The organism is Streptomyces racemochromogenes, assembly GCF_039535215.1.
Classification (GTDB): domain Bacteria; phylum Actinomycetota; class Actinomycetes; order Streptomycetales; family Streptomycetaceae; genus Streptomyces; species Streptomyces racemochromogenes.
The window spans coordinates 2885767-2906164 of sequence record NZ_BAAAWT010000001.1 but is presented as its reverse complement, the minus strand read 5'-3'; the positions used below and the strand labels follow the sequence as shown (position 1 = coordinate 2906164).

The window sequence follows — 20398 nt, the reverse complement described above, 5'->3', positions numbered from 1 at the left end:
GCCTGAAACGTATCAGCCGCGTGTGACAGCCCCTGTTACGTTTCAGGACTTGCGGTTCGCCGCGACCAGTTGGCCGAAGGCCTCCGGGGAGACCGCCTCCCCCCGGCCCGACAGCACCCCCACCTCCCTGCCGTTGACCTCCACCGACGGGGTGCCCCGCTTGCCGCTCTCGCCGAAGGCCTTCGAGACCTTCTCGACCCATGGCATGTACGAGAGCTCCTCGACGGCCCGGTCGAACTCCGGCGTGCGCAGCCCCGGCACCTGCCCGGCGAGGTCCAGCAGGGTGTCCGTCGAGCCGAACCTGTCGTCCGTCTCCTCGCTCGGATGGTTCCGGTAGAGCACCTGGAGGTAGTCCACGAACTTCTGGGGGCTCTCGTTCACCGCCGCGCCCAGCGCGTTCAGCGCGCGCTTGGAGCCCTTCCCGCCCAGGCCCCCGTCCAGGAAGGTCGCGAAGTGGTACTCCACGCGGTAGGCCCCGGCGTCCGCCCGCTCCTTGAAGGCCGGGCCGAGGCCCGTCTCCACGTTCGCGCAGAAGGGGCAGCGCGGATCCAGCCACACGGACACGACGTCCTTCGCGTCGGCCCTGCCGTACGGGACCACCACCCCGTCGTCGCCGGTGGTGTGCGCCGGCCGTAGGAAGGGCTTGCCCGCCGCCTCGCTCTTCCCCGGCCCCGCCCGCCCCGCCGCGTACGCCCCCACCCCGACCGCGGCCGCCAGCACGGCCGCCAGCGCCCCGCCGACGAGCAGCCGTCCGCGCAGCCGCGTCCGCCGCGCCCCGGCCTCCCGCTCCGCCCGGAGCCGCTCCCGGACCTCGCGGCGGTGGTCCTTCCCGCTGCTGCTCGTCATGAGAATCAGCGTAAAGACCAACAAGCGCCGCCAGTACGGGTCTTTGGGATGTTCCGGACAGGGCCGGAAGGCCCGCCGGGGCCGGGCCGGAGGGCCGCCGGAGCCGGGCTGGACGTCCTGGGCCACAGTCCGGTGAAGCCGAGACGAATGGTGCGTCACATCTGCGGGGGCGGGGGTGAGTCGTGTCGGAATACCTGATAGACAGAACAATCGCGGCCCGACCGGCCGCACGCCTTTGACGGCCGCCTTGGGGGGATCGCCGCACCGTGAAGCCGCTTCACCGCCACGTAGTCAACACCTCGCGCAAGGTACTGTGCACGGCCGCGCTCGCCGCCAGCCTGACGACGGCCGCCGTCGTGACCAACACCCCGGTCGCCGGTGCCGGAGAAGCCGAGCCCACGCCCGACAGCCCGCAGGCCACCGACCGCGGCGACGCCCGCCTAGACCTGCCCGGCCAGCTCGCCGACCCGGTCGTCCCGCCCGCCGCCGGCACGGGGGGCAACCCGGCCGAAGGCGCCTCCGCCATCCCCGCGACCGCCCTCGACGCCTACAAGCGCTCCGAGGTGGCCGTGGCCGCCGCCCTCCCCAAGTGCAAGCTGCCCTGGACGCTGGTCGCGGCGATAGGCCGCGTCGAGTCCGTGCACGCCTCCGGCTACGGGCTCAAGACCGACGGCACCACGGAGAAGCCGATCCGCGGCCCGCGCCTGGACGGCAACGGCTACGCGAAGATCCTGGACACCGACAAGGGCGAGTTCGACGGCGACACCGAGTACGACCGCGCCTTCGGCCCGCTCCAGTTCATCCCCTCCACCTGGGCCACCTGGAAGGCCGACGGCAACGGCGACGGCAAGCGCGACGCGAACAACATCTACGACGCGGCGCTCGGCGCGGGCCTCTACCTCTGCTCCGGCGGCAAGGACCTCTCGCTCCCGGCCGACCTCGACAAGGCGATCCTCGGCTACAACCAGTCGCGCGAGTACGTGAACTCCGTGCTCGGCTACATGCGCCAGTACCAGCAGGACGGCACGGCCGGGATCCCGAACCCGCCCGTCGGCAACTACCCGACGCCGCCCACGCCGACCATCCCCACCCCGCGCGTCCCCACCCCGCAGCCGCCGGCCACCCGGCCGAACACCCCCAACAACCCGACCAACCCGACGAACCCCTCCAACCCGGGCAACCAGACCCCGAACCCGAAGCCCACCCCGGAGCCGTCGAAGCCGACCCCCGAGCCCTCCAAGCCGACCCCGGCGCCCGCGACCCTGGCCAAGCTGGAGCGGGTCGGCGACGCGAAGCTGGAGGCCGAGGCCGGCAGCCTCTTCGCGGAGGGCGCCCGCTTCAAGGCGGTCCTCGGCGACGGCAAGCCGGCCGTCAACCAGGCCGTCGTCGTCGCCGTCGAGCAGGACACCACCGGCGGCACCGGCTTCGTCTTCGGCAGCGAGCCGAGCGTGGTCGTCCGCACCGACGCCCAGGGCATCGCCACCACCCCGCGGCTGAAGGCCGGCCCGAAGGCGGGCACCTTCACCCTGCGGGCCACCGCCTACGACGCCAAGAACCACTTCACCGTGGCCGTGGACGGCAGGACCACCGAGAAGCCGGCCGAGCAGCCCGTCGTGCTCACCGGCACCAAGACCGTCCAGGTCGCCGCGGGCACCCCGGTCACGGGCCTGCAGTACCTGGTCGCCCGCGGCGACAAGCCGGTGCAGGGCGCGGAGCTCACCGCCGCGCTCGTCGAGAAGGCCGCAGGCGGGGCCTGGACCCCGGTGGACGCCAAGACCGCCAAGGGCCCCTGGTTCCAGGGCGCCACCGCCGAGGAGAAGCTGTTCACGAAGGCGCTCAAGACCGGCGCCGACGGCAAGGCGGCCCTGCCCGCGCTGCTCACCGCGGACGTCCCCGCGGGCACGTACCACCTGCGGCTGCTCACGGCGGACAAGGCCGAGCTGATCGTCACCATCGAGATCACCGCCCCCGCCGCCCCGAAGGCCTGACGAGGGCTCCGCGCACGATGCGACGCGGCCGGTCGCCCCTGGGGGACCGGCCGCGTCGCGTCGTCCGGGGGCGTCAGACCGGGGTGGCCTGGAGCGCCTGGAAGCCCGTGCCGCAGGCACCCGGCAGGTTGGTCGGGCTGTAGGCGGTCGCGCTGGTGGTGCAGCGGGCCTCGTAGATCACCCCGCTCTTGCTGAGCAGGGTGAGGGTGAGGGTGCCGAAGGACTCCTCGACGGAGGCCGCGACGTCCACCACGCACTTCGGCGTGTTCGGGACGACCTTGAGGTCGATCCACACGCCCTGGTTCCGGCTGTCGTTGAGGAAGGCGTGCCCGTCCCGGTCGGTCGTCAGGCGGAAGACCGTGCCCCTGAGGCTGCCGAAGTCGGGAGCCGCGGAGGCGACGTGGCGCGCCACCGGCCCGCACTTCTTCTTCCCGTGGTCCGGCTCCGGCGTCGGACCGCTGCTGGCGGCCGCGGACGGCACCATCAGGGCTCCGAGGAGCAGCGCTCCCGTAGCGGCGGAAACGCCCCGTGTGGCCCAAGCGAGCTTCCTCATGTGCTGTGCGTCCTTTCCCGTGACGGCCTCGTACCAGGACCGACCATCCCCGGGGCGCACGAGCCGTACACACAAAGTGACAAACGGTCACTCAGGGGGACCATCGACGGGCCCCGAACGGCGGGAAAAGGCAGGAGCCCCGCCGCCTCCGCTCGCACGGAGGAGACAGGGCTCCTTGGGTACTGCAAATCCGACCGCGATCCGGTCGGCCTGGCGACTAGGCCGGGGTGACGTTCTCCGCCTGCGGACCCTTCGGGCCCTGCGTGACGTCGAAGTTGACCTGCTGGTTCTCCTCGAGGGAGCGGAAGCCAGAGGCGTTGATCGCGGAGTAGTGGACGAAGACATCCGGGCCGCCGCCGTCCTGGGCGATGAAGCCGAAGCCCTTTTCAGCGTTGAACCACTTCACGGTTCCGGTAGCCATGAGCCCTCCTATGGGCCAAAGGGTCGCCCTGCTCCAGAACCTGCTAAGAAGTCTGAAAACTACAAAAGCCTGCGGGTTACAACCGCAGGCCTCGTACTGCAAGGGAAACCAAACTGCAACTTGCGTCGAGCCTAGCACGCACCCTCGGGCCGAGACCAGAGGGAAAGATCACGTCACCCGGACGTTTGAGACCCGCTCGATCGCTGACGGAGAACCGCGGCTAGTCTCGCGATGTGGACGTCTATCGCAGCCGGCCCCGCGTCGGCCACATCCAGTTCCTGAACTGCCTGCCCCTGTACTGGGGGCTGGCCCGAACCGGCACGCTGCTGGACCTGGAGCTGACCAAGGACACCCCCGAGAAGCTGAGCGAGCGGCTCGTCGAGGGCGACCTCGACATCGCTCCCGTCACCCTCGTGGAGTTCCTCCGCAACGCCGACGAGCTCGTCGCCTTCCCCGACCTGGCGGTCGGCTGCGACGGCCCGGTGATGTCCTGCGTGATCGTCTCGCAGGTCCCGCTGGAGCAGCTGGACGGCGCCCGCGTCGCCCTCGGCTCGACCTCCCGCACCTCCGTACGCCTCGCCCAGCTGCTGCTCGCCGAGCAGTACGGAGTCCGCCCCGACTACTACACCTGCCCCCCTGACCTGGGGCTGATGATGCAGGAGGCCGACGCGGCGGTGCTGATCGGCGACGCCGCGCTGCGCGCCTCGCTGCACGACGCGCCCCGGCTCGGGCTGACCGTGCACGACCTCGGCCTGATGTGGAAGGAGTGGACGGGGCTGCCGTTCGTCTTCGCCGTCTGGGCCGCCCGCAAGGAGTACCTGGAGCGCGAACCCGTGCTCGTGCGGGAGGTCCACGAGGCCTTCCTCGCCTCCCGGGACGTCTCCCTGGAGGAGGTCGTCAAGGTCGCCGAGCAGGCCGCCCGCTGGGAGGCCTTCGACGCCGAGCTGCTCCAGCGCTACTTCACCACGCTCGACTTCCGCTTCGGCCCCGACCAACTGGCGGGCGTACGCGAATTCGCACGCAGGACCGGAGCGGACACCGGCTATGACGCCGACGTCACCGTCGAGCTGCTGAAGGCCGCCGCGCCGGACCGTTGATCGCGATATCCCCGCCGGTCTTCCGCTTCTCCGCCTTCACGGCCGGCCGCTCCCGGGAATGTTCCGTTTGCCGGGAATTCGTTCCCCTTTCGTATTCATGTCACCCGAAGGTGAATGCGAAGGGGAGCGGGGGAAGCGGAAGCTATTCGACGGGAGCGCGCCCCCGTCACCCCCTAAGGTGCTGTCTGTTCGCACGCACGTGAACAGGGATCTCGGGGGACGGGGGACGCGATGCAGCCGCTCGAAGCCGGCGAGCCTCGCGCCGTCGGCGCCTACCGGCTGCTCGGCCGGCTGGGCGCGGGCGGCATGGGACGGGTCTATCTGGGGCGCAGCGCCGGCGGCCGGACCGTCGCCGTCAAGATCGTGCACCCGCACTTCGCCTCCGACGCGGAGTTCCGCGCCCGCTTCCGGCGTGAGGTGGAGGCCGCCCGGCGGGTCGGCGGCGAGTGGACCGCGCCCGTGCTGGACGCCGACCCGGACGCGCCCGTGCCGTGGGTGGCGACCGGGTACGTGGCGGGCCCTTCCCTGGACCGGGCGGTGGCCGGGCACGGGCCGCTGCCCGAGGCCTCGGCACGGGCGGTCGGCGCGGGGCTGGCCCGCGCGCTGGTGGCGGTGCACGGGCTGGGCCTCGTACACCGGGACGTGAAGCCGTCCAACGTGATGCTCACCCTGGACGGGCCGCGGCTGATCGACTTCGGGATCGCCCGGGCCACGGACGGCACCGCCTCGCTGACCTCCACCGGCGTCTCCATCGGCTCGCCCGGCTACATGTCCCCGGAGCAGATCCTCGGCAAGGGCGTCACGGGCGCCTCGGACGTGTTCTCCCTGGGCGCGGTCATGGCCTTCGCGGCGACCGGCCGGCCGCCCTTCAGCGGGGACAACTCCGCGACCCTGCTCTACAAGGTGGTCCACGAGCCGCCGGAGCTCGACGGCATCCCCGCCGGCGAGCTGCGCGAGCTGGTCGGCGCCTGCCTGGCCAAGTCCGCCGCCGACCGCCCGGCGCCGGAGGTCCTCGCGGCGGCCCTGGGCGGCGCCCTGGGTGCCCCGGGCTGGCTCCCGGCCCCGCTGGTCGAGGAGGCGAGCCGCGCGGCGGTGGCGCTGCTGGACCTGGACGCCGATTCCTCCGAGGCCGGTTCCGGGCCGGGAACGGCCGGGGGCCACGCCGCCGGACCGGCCGCGGCGGCCGGCTCCGCCGCCGGTGCCTGGTCCGGCCACTCCTCGGGTTCCGGGCCGGCCGCCGGTGCCTGGTCCGGCCACGCCTCCGGTTCCGGGCCGGCGTCCGGGTCCGGGCCGGTGCCGTTCACGGAGGGCTCCTTCGGGGGGCCGGCCAGGGTCGGCTTCGGGACGCCCGACCCCTCGTACGGCTCCGCCGCACGGCCCGGCGCCGCCCACCCCGCGACGGCGGGCCCGTACGGCAACTCCGGCGGGGTGTACGGCGCCCCCACCGAGACGGCCGGCCAGGCCGGCGGCGGGGTGCCGCAGCCGCGCGCCGGGTCCGACGGCGGGCGCGGGGTCACCGTCACCGCGGCCGGGCGCCGCTTCAGCTGCACCCTGGTGCTCGGCGCCGCCGCCGCCGTGCTGGCGCTGACGTCCGGCGGGCTGTACGCCCTGGACCTGCTGCCGGGCCAGGGCAAGGCCCGGGACTCCGCCTCGGGCAGCCACGACCAGCAGGTCACCCCGGCCCCGGCCGGCTCCGCACCGGCCTCGGGCGCGCCGTCCCCGTCCTCGTCCGGGTCGTCCGAGGCCCCGCCCCGGGGCACCCGCGAGGACGTCCCCAAGGAGCTCGTCGGCACCTGGAAGGGCACCGTCACCACCAACCTCGGCGCGACCACCGAGTTCGAGATCACCATCAGGGCGGGCCGGATCGGCGAGGTCGTGGGCCGGGACAAGTCGGTCCTGCCGGTGTTCGGCACCGACTGCAGCGGCGACTGGAAGCTCGCCTCCGCCACCGACCGCTCCCTGGTCCTGGACACGGCGGGCGGCCCCAACCCGCACCCCGGCATCTGCGCCGGCGGCTCCGCCAACGAGCGCTTCACCCTCAACACCGGCGGTTCGCTGCACTACAAGTCGGGCGACAGGGCCGCCGGGAACCCCGAAGGAGACCTCACGCGCAGCCCGTGACCCCCGCCCTGGAAACGGCGCGCGGGCCCTGGCGTAGGCTGGATCGGTCCGGACCCTTGACACACCGCCGAAAGGTGATCCCCCGGTGACCGACCCGGCCGCACTCCAGTCCGTTCTCGACCGCGCCGCCGCAGGGGGCCGGATCACCAAGGAAGAGGCCCTCGACCTCTACCGGCACGCCCCGCTGCACGCGCTCGGCCAGGCCGCCGACGCCGTGCGCCGACGCCGCTACGCCGGTACGGAGCACATCGCGACGTACATCATCGAGCGCAACATCAACTACACCAACGTGTGCGTCACGGCGTGCAAGTTCTGCGCCTTCTACGCGGCCCCCAAGGACACCAAGAAGGGCTGGTCGCGCGACCTCGACGACATCCTGCGCCGCTGCGCGGAGACCGTCGAGCTGGGCGGCACCCAGATCATGTTCCAGGGCGGCCACCACCCGGACTACGGCGTCGAGTACTACGAGCACCACTTCTCGGCGATCAAGAAGGACTTCCCGCAGCTGGTCATCCACTCCCTCGGCGCGTCCGAGGTCGAGCACATGGCCCGCATCTCCGGCGTCTCCGCCGAGGAGGCCATCAAGCGGATCCACGCCGCCGGCCTCGACTCCTTCGCCGGTGCCGGCGCCGAACTGCTCCCGGAGCGCCCGCGCAAGGCCATCGCCCCGCTGAAGGAGTCCGGCGAGCGCTGGCTGGAGATCATGGAGATCGCCCACCGGCTGGGCGTGGAGTCGACCTCCACCATGCTGATGGGCACCGGCGAGACCAACGCCGAGCGCATCGAGCACATCGCGATGATCCGGGACACGCAGGACCGCACCGGCGGCTTCCGCGCGTTCATCCCGTACACGTACCAGCCCGAGAACAACCACCTCAAGGGCCGCACCCAGGCGACCGTCTTCGAGTACCTGCGGATGATCGCCATCGCGCGGCTCTTCCTCGACAACATCGCCCACATCCAGGGCTCCTGGCTCACCGTCGGCAAGGAGGCGGGCCAGCTCGCCCTGCACTACGGCGCCGACGACCTCGGTTCGATCATGCTGGAGGAGAACGTGGTCTCCTCGGCCGGTGCCAGGCACCGCTCGAACCGCCAGGAGATCATCGACCTGATCCGCAAGGCCGGCCGCGTCCCCGCGCAGCGCGCGACCACGTACGAGCACCTCGTGGTGCACGAGGACCCGGCGAACGACCCCGTCGACGACCGCGTGGTCTCGCACATCTCCTCGACCGCCATCGAGGGGGGCACCGCGCACCCCGAGCTGAAGCTCATCTCCACGAACTGACGCCCGATGCTGACGCTGCACACCGCCGACCTCCTCGTCACCGGACCGGGGGCCGCACCGCTGGAGGGCGGCGCGGTCCTGGTCGAGGGCGACCGGATCGTGCGCACGGGCCCGTACGAGGAGCTCGCCGCGGCCGCGCCGCACGCCCGGGTGCGCCGCTGGCCCGGGCTGCTCACGCCGGGGCTGCTCGCGCGCGGGGCGGACGAGCTGCTGGAGCGCACCTACTACCCGGACGACCCGTACGAGGTCACCGAACTCGGTGCCGCCCCGATCACCGGGGCCGAGGCGCTGGACGCGCTGAAGATGACCGAGTCGCGCTGGGGCAACAGCGCCCGGCGGGGCACGCAGAAGCTGCTGGCGCGCGGGGTGGTGGCGGTCGCCGGCCGCTTCACGACCGCCTCCGTCCGCACGGCGGTGACCCGCTCGGGCCTGGCCGTGGTGCCGCCCGCCCCCTACGAGGGGGTGCCCGCCCTGGACCCGCTCACCGGCCGGGACTCGGCCGGGCAGGCCTTCCACGGGGTGCTGGAGGCGGGGGCGGCGGCCCGGTTCGCGGTCTTCGCGGTGGCGGACGAGGCCGAGCTGCTGGAGCGCGGCGCGACGACCTGCGTGGCCACGGTCATCGCGGGGCGGCTGCTGCACCGGCGGCGCTGAGCCCCTACGGCGCCGGCGGGCCCGGGCTACGGCACCGGCGGGCCCGACAGGTAGGTCCCCCCGGCGGTGTGCGGCCAGGCGTTGGACGTGCAGCCCTGGAGCCCCTTGATCTGCTGCATCATCGCCGGGGCGGGGGCGCCCGGACGCGGGCAGGTCTCGTGGCCGCGGCCCAGCTCGTGGCCCACCTCGTGGTTGATGATCAGCGCCCGGTACTCGGCGGGCGAGCCCCGGAACTTCGGCGAACCCTCCTGCCAGCGCTTGAGGTTCACCACGATGGTGTGGTGGGCCTGGCAGTTGGTCTCCCCGATCAGCTCGGGGGTCACCACGTCGCACAGCCGGTCGGTGGTGGCGGGCGTGGCGATCTTGACGGTGAAGTCCACCGGTTCGCCGCGGCCGGCCCGCCGGAAGCCGTACGAGGGGTCGCGTATCCACCCGCGGCGGTCCCCGAGTATCGCCTCGATGTCCCGGGCGGCGGAGTCCGGGTCGACGCCGCTGCCGTTCTCCGTCTCCACCCGCCAGCGCCGCTGACGCCCCTCGCCCTGGGACCGGCCGGGGGTGGAGGAGGCGGTGAACTGCCCCGGGGCCGCGCTCGGGCTCGTACTCAGGCTCGGGCTCGGGCTCGGGCTCGCGGCCGGGCCGGGCGGCGGCGGGGCCGCGTGCTCGGCCGGGGCCGCCGCGCGCTCGGCCGCCGGTGACGGGCCGCCGCGGCCGGCGGTCGCGGCGCCCTCTTCCAGTCCGAGCCAGTAGGCGGTGACGGAGAGTGCGGCCAACGCCGTCGAGCCGAGGACCGTGCGGCGCAGTCGCCTGCGCCGTTCGGCCCGTCGTGCCGTGCCTGATCGGCGTGTCCCCACTGGTGCCCCCCATTTTGTTCTGATTGCCCGCCCAGTCTGCCCGTTTCCGGTCCTGATCTGCCGGATTTTCCGCGGGGCCGGGGCGGGCCGGGCCGGGGCGGCCGACGCGGCGGCGGCCTGAGAGGATGACGGGGTACGACCTGTCCGCCGCAGAAACACCGAGCACCGAGGGGCCAACGCCAGTGACAAGGGCTTCCCTGGACAAGCAGCCGCACGAAGTCGCCTCCATGTTCGACGGGGTGGCCGCGAACTACGACCTCACCAACGACGTCCTGTCCCTCGGCCAGGCACGCCTGTGGCGCAAGGAGGCCGCCAGGGCGGTCGCCGCCCGCCCGGGGCACAAGGTGCTCGACCTGGCCGCCGGCACCGCCACCTCGTCCCTCCCGTACGCGGCGACCGGCGCCTACGTCGTCCCCTGCGACTTTTCCCTGGGCATGCTCCGCGAGGGCAAGAAGCGCCACGCCTGGCTGCCGCTGACGGCGGGCGACGCGACGAGGCTCCCCTTCAAGGACGACACGTTCGACACCGTGACGATCTCCTTCGGGCTGCGCAACGTGCAGGACACCGACGGGGCGCTGCGCGAGATGTACCGGGTGACCAAGCCCGGCGGCCAGGTCGTGATCAGCGAGTTCTCGCAGCCCACCTGGGCGCCCTTCCGGACGGTCTACACCGAGTACCTGATGCGCGCCCTGCCGCCGGTGGCGCGTGCGGTGTCCTCCAACCCGGACGCGTACGTCTACCTGGCCGAGTCCATCCGCGAGTGGCCCGACCAGCCGGCGCTGGCGGCCCTGCTGCAGAAGGCCGGCTGGTCGAAGGTGGCCTGGCGGAACCTGAGCGGCGGCATCGTGGCGCTGCACCGCGGGGTCAAGGCGTAACCCTGCATGTCCATGGACTACCAGGAACTGCTGGAACGGATCGCGGCCGACGTCTCCCCGCTGGTGGGCAGCGGCACGCCCGCCGAGTACATCCCGGCGCTGGCGAAGGTCGATCCGCGGCGGTTCGGCATGGCGGTCGCCGACCTCGACGGCAACGTCTTCGGGGTCGGCGACTGGCGCGTCCCCTTCTCCGCCCAGTCCGTCACGAAGGTCTTCGCCCTGGCGCTGGCCCTCGCGGAGGGCGGCGACAGCCTGTGGGAGCGGGTGGGCCGGGAGCCCTCGGGCAACCCGTTCAACTCCCTGGTGCAGCTGGAGTACGAGAACGGCATCCCGCGGAATCCTTTCATCAACGCGGGCGCGCTCGTCGTCACCGACCGGCTCCAGACTCTTACGGGCGACGCGAGCAGCGAACTCCTGGACTTCCTCCGCCAGGAGAGCGGCAACCCGGACCTCGGCTTCGACCCGGACGTCGCCGCCTCCGAACAGGAACACGGCGACCGCAACGCGGCGGTGGCCCACTTCATGGCCTCGTACGGCAACATCGACAACCCGGTGCCGGCGCTGCTGGAGCACTACTTCTGGCAGTGCTCGATCGAGATGAGCTGCGCCGACCTCGCCCTGGCCGGCCGCTTCCTGGCCCGGCACGGCCTGCGCGCGGACGGCTCGCGGCTGTTGACGCGCAGCGAGGCGAAGCAGGTCAACGCGGTGATGCTGACGTGCGGGACGTACGACGCGGCGGGGGAGTTCGCGTACCGGGTGGGCCTGCCGGGCAAGAGCGGCGTGGGCGGCGGCATCATCGCGGTCGTCCCGGGCCGCTGCACCCTCGCGGTCTGGAGCCCGGGCCTGGACGCCCGGGGCAACTCGGTCGCGGGCGTCGCGGCCCTGGACCGCTTCACGACCCTGACGGGCCTGAGCATCTTCTGACGCGCCGGAGCCGGTTCGGTGAAGGCCGGCCCTTCCAGCCCCGCCGGCGCTTGAGGCGAGAACGGTTGAAGGGCCGGTAGGGGACCTCGCCCCGCGCAGCGGCGCACGCGGCCCCGGCCTTCCCCCCGCGCCCCAGCGGGAGCGCCCCGGCTGCATAGACTGCCTCATGTCCTGTGCCGCTGGGCACTTTCCCCCGAGCCTTCAGGAGACCCCGCAGTGACCGAGCCCCTCACCGAACACTCCGCGGACGTGATCGTCGTCGGGGCCGGGCCCGCCGGTTCCACGACCGCCTACTACCTCGCCAAGGCGGGACTCGACGTCCTGCTCCTGGAGAAGACGGCGTTCCCGCGCGAGAAGGTCTGCGGCGACGGTCTGACCCCGCGTGCCACCAAGCAGCTGGTCGCGATGGGCATCGACGTCTCCGAAGAGGCCGGCTGGCTCCGCAACAAGGGCCTGCGCATCATCGGCGGCGGACAGCGCCTCCAGCTGGACTGGCCGGAACTCGCCTCCTACCCGGACTACGGACTCGTCCGCAAGCGCGACGATTTCGACGAGACGCTGGCCCGCCAGGCGCAGAAGGCCGGCGCCCGCCTGTACGAGCGCTGCAACGTCGGCGAGCCCGTGCGCGACCCCCGCACCGGGCACATCACCGGCGTGCAGGCCAAGCTCGGCGAGGACAAGACCCCGGTGACCTTCCACGCCCCGCTCGTGGTCGCCGCCGACGGCAACTCCTCCCGGCTGTCCCTCGCGATGGGCCTGCACCGGCGCGAGGACCGTCCGATGGGCGTGGCCGTCCGCACCTACTTCACCTCCCCCCGGCACGACGACGACTACCTGGAGTCCTGGCTGGAGCTGTGGGACCGGCGCGGTCCGCAGGACCGGCTGCTGCCCGGCTACGGCTGGATCTTCGGCATGGGCGACGGCACCTCCAACGTCGGCCTCGGCATCCTCAACTCCTCCTCCGCCTTCAAGGAGCTGGACTGGCGCGAGGTGCTGAAGGCCTGGTGCGCGTCCATGCCGGAGGACTGGGGCTACACCCCGGAGAACATGACGCAGCCGATCCGCGGCGCGGCGCTGCCGATGGCCTTCAACCGGCAGCCGCACTACACCAAGGGCCTGCTGCTGGTCGGTGACGCGGGCGGCCTCGTCAACCCGTTCAACGGCGAGGGCATCGCCTACGCGATGGAGTCCGGGCAGATCGCGGCGGACGTCATCGTCCAGGCGCACGCCCGCGCGACCCCGGCGCAGCGCGAGCTGGCCCTGCACAACTACCCGAAGGTGCTCAAGGAGACCTACGGCGGCTACTACACGCTGGGCCGCGCCTTCGTGAAGCTGATCGGCAACCCGGCGGTCATGAAGATCGCCGCCCAGCGCGGCCTGACGCACCCGGTGCTGATGCGCTTCACGCTGAAGATGCTGGCGAACCTGACGGACCCGACGGGCGGCGACGCGATGGACCGCATCATCAACGGCCTCTCGAAGGTGGCCCCGAAGGCCTGAGCGACGGCCTGGGCGACGGCCTGGGCGCAGTCCTGAGGGCCTGTGAGCCGCTCCCGGCACTCCGGGGGCGGCTCAGTCGTTCCCGGGCCCCCGCAGGGCCCCCTCGGCCCCTTCGGCCGCTCCGGGGGCCGCGTGGACGGTGCGGACGCAGCGGGCCAGCAGGACGAGGCCGGACAGCAGCAGCGCGCCGGACACGGTCCAGCCGAGGCCCAGGGTGAGCGGGTTGCCCGGTTTGTGCCACGGGCGGGTGGTGGTCAGCAGCCAGCCGCCGACCGACAGGAGGCCCAGACCGAGGGCGGCCGGGACGGCGGTGGGGTCGGCGGCGCCGTGGTCCTCGTAGGACGGTCGGCTCACGGGACCACCTCCAGGGTCTGCTCGAACGGCCGGGCGACGCACACCGGCCATCTTCTCAGCATGCCGAAGGTCCGGTACTCCGCCCCCGAGCGGGGGAGTACCGGACCTTGCGGGCGATCGTGCGACCGTGCGTCAGAGGACGCGGACGGCGCCGGTCGGCATGTCGTAGCTCAGGCTGCGCTCGACGATGCCGGTGCTGGGGTTCTGCGCACCGATGAACTTGCCGTTGCCCGAGTAGATGGCGACGTGGTACGCGCTGCCCTTGGCGCCCCAGTAGACGATGTCACCGGGCTGGAGGGCGTTCAGCGAGACCGAACGGCCGGCCATGGACTGGTCCTGGGAGACGCGGTCCAGGGTGATGCCCGCCTGGCGGTAGGCGGCCTGGACGAGGCCCGAGCAGTCGTACGCGGTGGGACCGGTGGAGCCGAGGACGTACGGCTTGCCGATCTGGGCGCGGGCGAAGGCGATGATGGCCGCCGCCGAGCCGGTGGCCGGCTTCGAGGCGGTGGAGCCGCTGCCGGAGCCGGTGACGGCGGAGGAACCGCCGTTGTCGGCGGCGGAGGCGTTGGTGAGGTCGGTGCGGTCGCTGCTTCGGCCCGCGCGCTCGGCCTCGGCCTTGCGGTCGGCCTCCTGCTTCGCCTTGAGCTCGGCGGCCTTGGTGGCGTCTTCCTTCGCCTGCTTCGCCTCGGCGGCGGCACCCGTGCGGGCGCTCTCCTCCAGGGCGTTCAGCTCGCCGGTGACGGCGGCTTCGACGGCGGCGACGCGGGTGTTCTCTGCGGCCGTGTTGACGGCGTTGGAGACCTCGGTGCCGAGGTCCAGGTTGAGGACCGGCATCTCGAGCGTCGTCTCGGCCACGGGCTCGGACGGGGACGCGCTCGCGGTCCCGGCCATGGCCAGGGTGCTGAGGACGCCACCGGCAACTCCGGCGCGGACCGCGAGCTTCGAGGCGCTGCGGCGGGGCTTCCGGTGGCTGGGTATGTGAGCGGTGTGGGACATGGGACAACCGCTATCAGTGGAGCCGGGTTCCCTTCAAGAAACGTGGTCTGCGCCACAGTTGCCCGCGGAGGCCCTGAACCGGGCGCGTCGCGCCTCTTATTGACGCCGTAACGGACGTAACGGACACGCTTTCACAAGGCTGTGATCATGGGGTTTCAGTAATAAGTCCGAATTGATCCACGGCCTACCATCGACCCGCACAGTTGGCCAAGCCCCCTTTTCGCGGCCTTCGCCGCACGTGACGCAGGTCACAGTTACCCGCCGCCGTGAGGCGGTCGTGGCCCGTCCGTGATCCGGCCGTGAACATGCCGCGCGGTTCGTGAACGGATGCACAGGATCTCTCCCCGGATCCGGTCGGCGGCGACTTCCGGCCACCCTGTCCACTCCCGTACGCGTGGAGTCCCCCGGGCGAGGGACCCGCGTTCCCTTATCACTTGGGCGGCCGAGCCGCCAATTTGCCTGCACTGCCCATCGTTTGATAGGGCGACACCCCTTTCACCTGCGCCTACGGGCCCGGATGTCACCTTTGGTGATCATGTGGATGCCTTGAGTGCGAAGATCACCACTCATTGGGCTTCATGATCGTTCGTCAGGTGGTGGAGATCACAAACTCGGTGTTGTTACCCGTGTCGCAGATCACAGACCGGCAGGCATAAGATGCGCACCAGTCCGGCTTGTGAACTGCCTCACATGCGATCGGTCCCCGTTCGAAGGGGCGGCCCCGCGAGGGGCGGGGCACTCGGCGCCGGCGCAGCGGTCCAACGGTCAAGGACGACTGGAAGGAGCGAGGAGCGTGAATGCGTACGCACCCATCCTCGTGCTCGGCGCCATCGGCGCAGGGTTTGCGATCTTCTCCGTGGTCATGGCCACGCTGATCGGCCCAAAACGGTACAACCGGGCGAAGCTCGAAGCCTACGAGTGCGGCATCGAGCCCACCCCGATGCCCGCCGGCGGCGGTCGCTTCCCCATCAAGTACTACCTGACGGCGATGCTCTTCATCGTCTTCGACATCGAGATCGTCTTCCTCTACCCCTGGGCGGTCACCTTCGACTCCCTGGGGATCTTCGGGCTCGTCGAGATGCTGCTCTTCGTGCTCACCGTCTTCGTCGCCTACGCGTACGTGTGGCGCCGGGGCGGCCTGGAATGGGACTGAGGGGCTGAATTTCCCATGGGACTGGAAGAGAAGCTGCCGAGCGGCTTTCTGCTCACCACCGTCGAACAGGCCGCGGGCTGGGTGCGCAAGTCATCCGTCTTCCCGGCCACCTTCGGCCTCGCGTGCTGTGCCATCGAGATGATGACCACCGGCGCCGGCCGCTACGACCTGGCCCGCTTCGGCATGGAGGTCTTCCGCGGCTCCCCGCGCCAGGCCGACCTGATGATCGTGGCGGGACGCGTCAGCCAGAAGATGGCGCCGGTGCTGCGCCAGGTCTACGACCAGATGCCCGCCCCGAAGTGGGTCATCTCCATGGGCGTGTGCGCCTCCTCGGGCGGCATGTTCAACAACTACGCGATCGTCCAGGGCGTCGACCACATCGTCCCGGTGGACATCTACCTCCCCGGCTGCCCGCCCCGCCCCGAGATGCTGATGGACGCGATCCTCAAGCTCCACCAGAAGATCCAGGGCTCGAAGCTCGGCGTGAACCGGGAAGAGGCGGCGCGCGAGGCGGAGGAGGCCGCCCTCAAGGCCCTCCCCACCATCGAGATGAAGGGGCTCCTTCGGTGAGCGACGACCCGGCCGTCGAGAACGGCGACAACGTCCCCGCCCCCAGGGCCGCCTCCGGACCCGAGGTGATCGGCGTCCGCAAGGGCATGTTCGGCACCAGGAACGGCGGCGACACCAGCGGGTACGGCGGCCTCGTGCGCACCGTGGCGCTGCCCGGCGCGACCAGCCGCCCGTACGGCTCGTACTTCGACGAGGTCGTCGACGAACTGGAGGGCGCCCTGGAGGAGCAGGACCTGCTCCCGCAGAACGCCATCGAGAAGACCGTCGTCGACCGGGGGGAGCTCACCCTCCACATCGCCCGCGAGCACCTCGTCCGCGTCGCCGCCACCCTGCGCGACGACCCGGCGCTGCGCTTCGAGCTGTGCACCGGGGTGTCGGGGGTGCACTTCCCCGGCGACAAGGGCCGCGAGCTGCACGCCGTCTACCACCTGCGCTCGCTCACCCACGGCCGGATCCTGCGGCTGGAGGTCTCCGTCCCGGACGGCGACCCGCACCTGCCCTCGCTCGTCACCGTCTACCCGACGAACGACTGGCACGAGCGCGAGGCCTACGACTTCTTCGGCCTGGTCTTCGACGGCCACCCGGCCCTCACCCGGATCATGATGCCGGACGACTGGCAGGGCTTCCCCCAGCGCAAGGACTACCCGCTCGGCGGCATCCCCGTCGAGTACAAGGGCGCCCAGATCCCGGCTCCCGACCAGCGGAGGTCGTACAGCTGATGTCCACATCGAACCACGCGTCCTCCCGCGAGACGACCGAGGGCACCGTCTACACCGTCACCGGCGGCGACTGGGACGAGATCGTCCGGTCGGCGGCGAAGGCGGACGACGAGCGCATCGTCGTCAACATGGGACCGCAGCACCCCTCCACCCACGGGGTGCTCCGGCTGATCCTGGAGATCGACGGCGAGACGGTCACCGAGGCCCGCTGCGGCATCGGCTACCTGCACACCGGCATCGAGAAGAACCTCGAATTCCGGAACTGGACGCAGGGCACCACCTTCGTGACGCGCATGGACTACCTGACGCCGTTCTTCAACGAGACGGCCTACTGTCTCGGCGTCGAGAAGCTCCTCGGCATCACCGACCAGGTCCCGGACCGCGCCACCGTCGTCCGCGTCCTGCTGATGGAGCTCAACCGGCTCTCCTCGCACCTGGTGTGCATCGCCACCGGCGGCATGGAGCTCGGCGCGACCACCATCATGATCTACGGGTTCCGGGACCGCGAGCTGATCCTCGACGTCTTCGAACTGATCACCGGCCTGCGCATGAACCACGCCTTCGTCCGCCCCGGCGGCCTCGCCCAGGACCTGCCCCCCGGCGCGGTCGACCAGCTGCGCGAGTTCGTCAAGACGATGAAGAGGAACCTGCCGGAGTACGACAAGCTCGCCACCGGCAACCCCATCTTCAAGGCCCGCATGCAGGACGTCGGCTACCTCGACCTCACCGGCTGCATGGCCCTCGGCGCGACCGGCCCGATCCTCCGCTCGGCCGGCCTGCCGCACGACCTGCGCAAGGCCGACCCGTACTGCGGCTACGAGGACTACGAGTTCGACGTCCCCACCACCGAGAGCTGCGACTCCTACGGCCGGTTCCTGATCCGCCTGGAGGAGATGCGCCAGTCGCTGCGGATCGTCGAGCAGTGCCTGGACCGGCTGGAGCCCGGCCCGGTGATGGTCGCCGACAAGAAGATCGCCTGGCCGGCGCAGCTCGCCATGGGCCCCGACGGCCTCGGCAACTCCCTCGACCACATCAAGAACATCATGGGCACCTCCATGGAGGCCCTCATCCACCACTTCAAGCTGGTGACCGAGGGCTTCCGGGTCCCCGCCGGACAGGCGTACGCGGCCGTCGAGTCCCCCAAGGGCGAACTCGGCGTGCACGTCGTCTCCGACGGGGGCACCCGCCCCTACCGGGTCCACTTCCGCGACCCGTCCTTCACCAACCTCCAGGCCATGGCCGCGATGTGCGAGGGCGGCCAGGTCGCCGACGTCATCGTGGCCGTCGCCTCCATCGACCCCGTGATGGGAGGCGTCGACCGATGACGGAGATCTCACTGGGCATGCCCCAGCTGCCGGCCCCCGACTACCCGGCGGAGGTGCGCGAGCGGCTGGCGGCCGACGCCGCCGACGTCATCGCCCGCTACCCCGACAGCCGCTCCGCGCTGCTGCCGCTGCTGCACCTGACGCAGTCCGAGGAGGGCTACGTCTCGCGTACCGGCATCCGCTTCTGCGCCGAGACGCTGGGGCTGACCACGGCCGAGGTCACCGCGGTCGCCACCTTCTACACGATGTACCGCAGGAAGCCCTCCGGGGACTACCAGGTCGGCGTCTGCACCAACACCCTGTGCGCGGTGATGGGCGGCGACGCCATCTTCGACGAGCTCAAGCAGCACCTGGGCGTCGGCAACAACGAGACCACCGCCGACGGCAAGGTCACGCTGGAGCACATCGAGTGCAACGCGGCCTGCGACTACGCGCCCGTGGTGATGGTCAACTGGGAGTTCTTCGACAACCAGACCCCCGAGTCCGCCAAGGCGCTCGTCGACGACCTGCTCGCGGGCCGCCCGGTCGAGCCGACCCGGGGTGCGCCGCTGTGCACGTACAAGGAGACCGCCCGGATCCTGGCCGGTTTCCCCGACGAGCGCGAGGGCGCGGTCCAGGCGAGCGGCGGCGCGGGTCCCGCCTCCCTGATCGGCCTGCGCATCGCCCGCGGTGAGACCCCGCACACGCCGATCGTGCACCCGCGCGGTGAGGCGCGTACCGAGGGAGGGGAGGGATGAGCGTGTCGTCCAAGGAAAGTCAGGGGGGCACCTCCCAGCCGAAGGCTGGGGGAGGCAGCCCGGAGAAGCTGCTCTCGCCCGTGCTGTCGGCCTTCTGGGACGAGCCCGAGTCCTGGACCCTGGAGACCTACCGGCGCCACGAGGGCTACGAGGGCCTGCGCAAGGCCCTCGCGATGACCCCCGACGAGGTGATCGCGTACGTCAAGGACTCGGGTCTGCGCGGACGCGGCGGCGCGGGCTTCCCCACCGGGATGAAGTGGCAGTTCATCCCGCAGGGCGACGGAAAGCCGCACTACCTCGTCGTGAACGCGGACGAGTCGGAGCCGGGCACCTGCAAGGACATCCCCCTCCTCTTCGCGAATCCGCACTCCCTCGTCGAGGGAATGATCATCGCCTGTTACGCGATCCGGTCGGAGCACGCCTTCATCTACCTGCGCGGTGAGACGGTCCCCGTGCTGCGGCGCCTGCACGAGGCCGTGCGGGAGGCCTACGCCGCCGGATACCTCGGCAAGGACATCGACGGCACCGGCCGCAACCTCGACATCACGGTGCACGCGGGCGCGGGCGCGTACATCTGCGGCGAGGAGACGGCACTGCTCGACTCCCTCGAAGGCCGGCGCGGTCAGCCCCGGCTGCGTCCCCCCTTCCCCGCCGTCGAGGGGCTCTACGCCTGCCCCACCGTCGTCAACAACGTCGAGTCCATCGCCTCGGTTCCCGCGATCCTGAACAGGGGCAAGGACTGGTTCAAGGCGATGGGGACGGAGAAGTCCCCCGGCTTCACCCTGTACTCGCTCTCCGGGCACGTCGCGGGCCCCGGCCAGTACGAGGCCCCCCTCGGCATCACCCTGCGCCAGCTCCTCGACATGAGCGGCGGGATGCGCCCCGGGCACCGGCTGAAGTTCTGGACCCCCGGCGGCTCCTCCACCCCCATGTTCACCGACGAGCACCTCGACGTCCCGCTCGACTACGAGGGCGTCGGCGCCGCCGGCTCCATGCTCGGCACCAAGGCGCTCCAGTGCTTCGACGAGACCACCTGCGTGGTCCGCGCCGTCACCCGCTGGACCGAGTTCTACGCCCACGAATCCTGCGGCAAGTGCACCCCCTGCCGCGAGGGCACGTACTGGCTCGTCCAGCTGCTGCGCGACATCGAGGCCGGCAAGGGCGTCATGTCCGACCTCGACAAGCTGAACGACATCGCCGACAACATCAACGGCAAGTCGTTCTGCGCGCTCGGCGACGGCGCGGCCAGCCCGATCTTCTCCTCGCTGAAGTACTTCCGCGAGGAGTACGAGCAGCACGTCACCGGCAAGGGCTGCCCGTTCGATCCCCGAAGGTCCACGCTCTGGGCCGACGCCCAGCCGGAGGCGGCGCGATGACCCAGGCACGCGGCAGCGGCCCCGCCGCTGCGACCCCAGCCCCGACGACTCACCAG

General features: G+C 71.6%; 20 protein-coding genes. 14 read left to right on the top strand and 6 right to left on the bottom strand.

From position 1 onward, the window contains the following. Positions 1-42 precede the first annotated feature (42 nt). Entirely contained in the window at positions 43-846 is an 804-nt protein-coding gene (locus ABD973_RS13265) for a thioredoxin domain-containing protein (protein ID WP_345500154.1), read from the bottom strand. Positions 847-1112: 266 nt separating this feature from the next. Here ABD973_RS13265 and ABD973_RS13260 point away from each other — a divergent pair, with 266 nt between their 5' ends. Next, the gene (locus ABD973_RS13260; RefSeq protein WP_241253337.1) at positions 1113-2834 is read left to right on the top strand and encodes a lytic transglycosylase domain-containing protein; all 1722 of its coding nucleotides are present in this window, start codon (positions 1113-1115) and stop codon (positions 2832-2834) included. 73 nt (positions 2835-2907) lie between these two features. Here ABD973_RS13260 and ABD973_RS13255 read toward each other — a convergent pair whose 3' ends face one another. Both ABD973_RS13255 and ABD973_RS13250 read right to left on the bottom strand, forming a co-directional pair. Next, the gene (locus ABD973_RS13255) at positions 2908-3387 is read right to left on the bottom strand and encodes a hypothetical protein (RefSeq protein ID WP_125822073.1); all 480 of its coding nucleotides are present in this window, start codon (positions 3385-3387) and stop codon (positions 2908-2910) included. A 217-nt stretch (positions 3388-3604) separates the two neighbouring features. Next, on the bottom strand, positions 3605-3808 hold the full coding sequence (locus ABD973_RS13250; protein ID WP_007265804.1) for a cold-shock protein: 204 nt from the start codon (positions 3806-3808) through the stop codon (positions 3605-3607). Between the two features lie 233 nt (positions 3809-4041). Between ABD973_RS13250 and ABD973_RS13245 the strand changes: the two genes are divergently transcribed. The 4 genes from ABD973_RS13245 (at position 4042) to ABD973_RS13230 (ending at position 8962) form a co-directional block, all read left to right on the top strand. Next, positions 4042-4905 carry a menaquinone biosynthetic enzyme MqnA/MqnD family protein gene (locus tag ABD973_RS13245; RefSeq protein ID WP_125597593.1) on the top strand — a complete coding sequence of 288 codons (864 nt, stop codon included), beginning with the start codon at positions 4042-4044 and terminating at the stop codon, positions 4903-4905. Positions 4906-5136: 231 nt separating this feature from the next. Next, positions 5137-7026 (top strand): serine/threonine-protein kinase, encoded by a 1890-nt coding sequence (locus tag ABD973_RS13240; RefSeq protein ID WP_125822074.1) that lies wholly within the window; start codon positions 5137-5139, stop codon positions 7024-7026. 85 nt (positions 7027-7111) lie between these two features. Further along, positions 7112-8311, top strand: a complete 1200-nt coding sequence (gene mqnC / locus ABD973_RS13235) for a cyclic dehypoxanthinyl futalosine synthase (protein WP_125597587.1) — start codon at positions 7112-7114, stop codon at positions 8309-8311. Positions 8312-8317: 6 nt separating this feature from the next. After that, the gene (locus ABD973_RS13230; protein ID WP_125597584.1) at positions 8318-8962 is read left to right on the top strand and encodes an imidazolonepropionase-like domain-containing protein; all 645 of its coding nucleotides are present in this window, start codon (positions 8318-8320) and stop codon (positions 8960-8962) included. 26 nt (positions 8963-8988) lie between these two features. Here ABD973_RS13230 and ABD973_RS13225 read toward each other — a convergent pair whose 3' ends face one another. Next, positions 8989-9732, bottom strand: a complete 744-nt coding sequence (locus ABD973_RS13225) for a DUF3152 domain-containing protein (protein WP_345500153.1) — start codon at positions 9730-9732, stop codon at positions 8989-8991. 263 nt (positions 9733-9995) lie between these two features. On the opposite strand from ABD973_RS13225, the gene ABD973_RS13220 reads away from it, so the two are divergent. The 3 genes from ABD973_RS13220 to ABD973_RS13210 all read left to right on the top strand — a co-directional run bounded on the left by ABD973_RS13220 (position 9996) and on the right by ABD973_RS13210 (position 13112). Next, a complete protein-coding gene (locus tag ABD973_RS13220; RefSeq protein ID WP_345500152.1) occupies positions 9996-10688 on the top strand; it encodes a demethylmenaquinone methyltransferase in 693 nt (230 codons plus the stop codon). A 12-nt stretch (positions 10689-10700) separates the two neighbouring features. Beyond that, positions 10701-11612 (top strand): glutaminase, encoded by a 912-nt coding sequence (locus ABD973_RS13215; protein ID WP_345504571.1) that lies wholly within the window; start codon positions 10701-10703, stop codon positions 11610-11612. A 216-nt stretch (positions 11613-11828) separates the two neighbouring features. Further along, complete coding sequence (locus tag ABD973_RS13210) at positions 11829-13112, top strand: geranylgeranyl reductase family protein (RefSeq protein ID WP_125597574.1); 1284 nt, start codon at positions 11829-11831, stop codon at positions 13110-13112. A gap of 72 nt (positions 13113-13184) precedes the next feature. Here ABD973_RS13210 and ABD973_RS13205 read toward each other — a convergent pair whose 3' ends face one another. After that, complete coding sequence (locus ABD973_RS13205; RefSeq protein ID WP_125822076.1) at positions 13185-13466, bottom strand: hypothetical protein; 282 nt, start codon at positions 13464-13466, stop codon at positions 13185-13187. A gap of 132 nt (positions 13467-13598) precedes the next feature. Beyond that, positions 13599-14462, bottom strand: a complete 864-nt coding sequence (locus tag ABD973_RS13200; RefSeq protein ID WP_125822077.1) for a C40 family peptidase — start codon at positions 14460-14462, stop codon at positions 13599-13601. Positions 14463-15255: 793 nt separating this feature from the next. Between ABD973_RS13200 and ABD973_RS13195 the strand changes: the two genes are divergently transcribed. Genes ABD973_RS13195 through nuoF form a run of 6 tightly spaced genes read left to right on the top strand, consistent with a single transcriptional unit; the run spans position 15256 to position 20342 of the window. Beyond that, positions 15256-15615 (top strand): NADH-quinone oxidoreductase subunit A, encoded by a 360-nt coding sequence (locus tag ABD973_RS13195; protein WP_045946775.1) that lies wholly within the window; start codon positions 15256-15258, stop codon positions 15613-15615. A gap of 15 nt (positions 15616-15630) precedes the next feature. Next, positions 15631-16185 carry a NuoB/complex I 20 kDa subunit family protein gene (locus ABD973_RS13190; RefSeq protein ID WP_007265818.1) on the top strand — a complete coding sequence of 185 codons (555 nt, stop codon included), beginning with the start codon at positions 15631-15633 and terminating at the stop codon, positions 16183-16185. Then, the gene (locus ABD973_RS13185) at positions 16182-16904 is read left to right on the top strand and encodes an NADH-quinone oxidoreductase subunit C (protein ID WP_125822078.1); all 723 of its coding nucleotides are present in this window, start codon (positions 16182-16184) and stop codon (positions 16902-16904) included. Before ABD973_RS13190 ends, ABD973_RS13185 begins: the two co-directional genes overlap by 4 nt. Next, entirely contained in the window at positions 16904-18229 is a 1326-nt protein-coding gene (locus ABD973_RS13180; RefSeq protein ID WP_125822079.1) for an NADH-quinone oxidoreductase subunit D, read from the top strand. The genes ABD973_RS13185 and ABD973_RS13180 overlap by 1 nt, the downstream gene beginning before the upstream one ends. Beyond that, positions 18226-18966, top strand: coding sequence for an NADH-quinone oxidoreductase subunit NuoE (gene nuoE / locus ABD973_RS13175; protein ID WP_125597559.1), 741 nt, complete (start codon positions 18226-18228; stop codon positions 18964-18966). The genes ABD973_RS13180 and nuoE overlap by 4 nt, the downstream gene beginning before the upstream one ends. Next, positions 18963-20342, top strand: a complete 1380-nt coding sequence (nuoF, locus tag ABD973_RS13170) for an NADH-quinone oxidoreductase subunit NuoF (protein ID WP_125822081.1) — start codon at positions 18963-18965, stop codon at positions 20340-20342. Before nuoE ends, nuoF begins: the two co-directional genes overlap by 4 nt. The last annotated feature ends 56 nt before the right edge of the window (positions 20343-20398 follow it).

Bases quoted from the DNA above. Each gene is read 5' to 3' on its own strand.
- ABD973_RS13265 (WP_345500154.1), bottom strand. From the start codon at position 846: ATGACGAGCAGCAGCGGGAAGGACCACCGCCGCGAGGTCCGGGAGCGG.
- nuoE (WP_125597559.1), top strand. From the start codon at position 18,226: ATGACGGAGATCTCACTGGGCATGCCCCAGCTGCCGGCCCCCGACTAC.
- ABD973_RS13230 (WP_125597584.1), top strand. From the start codon at position 8,318: ATGCTGACGCTGCACACCGCCGACCTCCTCGTCACCGGACCGGGGGCC.
- ABD973_RS13180 (WP_125822079.1), top strand. From the start codon at position 16,904: ATGTCCACATCGAACCACGCGTCCTCCCGCGAGACGACCGAGGGCACC.
- ABD973_RS13240 (WP_125822074.1), top strand. From the start codon at position 5,137: ATGCAGCCGCTCGAAGCCGGCGAGCCTCGCGCCGTCGGCGCCTACCGG.
- ABD973_RS13190 (WP_007265818.1), top strand. From the start codon at position 15,631: ATGGGACTGGAAGAGAAGCTGCCGAGCGGCTTTCTGCTCACCACCGTC.
- nuoF (WP_125822081.1), top strand. From the start codon at position 18,963: ATGAGCGTGTCGTCCAAGGAAAGTCAGGGGGGCACCTCCCAGCCGAAG.
- ABD973_RS13250 (WP_007265804.1), bottom strand. From the start codon at position 3,808: ATGGCTACCGGAACCGTGAAGTGGTTCAACGCTGAAAAGGGCTTCGGC.
- ABD973_RS13200 (WP_125822077.1), bottom strand. From the start codon at position 14,462: ATGTCCCACACCGCTCACATACCCAGCCACCGGAAGCCCCGCCGCAGC.
- ABD973_RS13255 (WP_125822073.1), bottom strand. From the start codon at position 3,387: ATGAGGAAGCTCGCTTGGGCCACACGGGGCGTTTCCGCCGCTACGGGA.
- ABD973_RS13215 (WP_345504571.1), top strand. From the start codon at position 10,701: ATGGACTACCAGGAACTGCTGGAACGGATCGCGGCCGACGTCTCCCCG.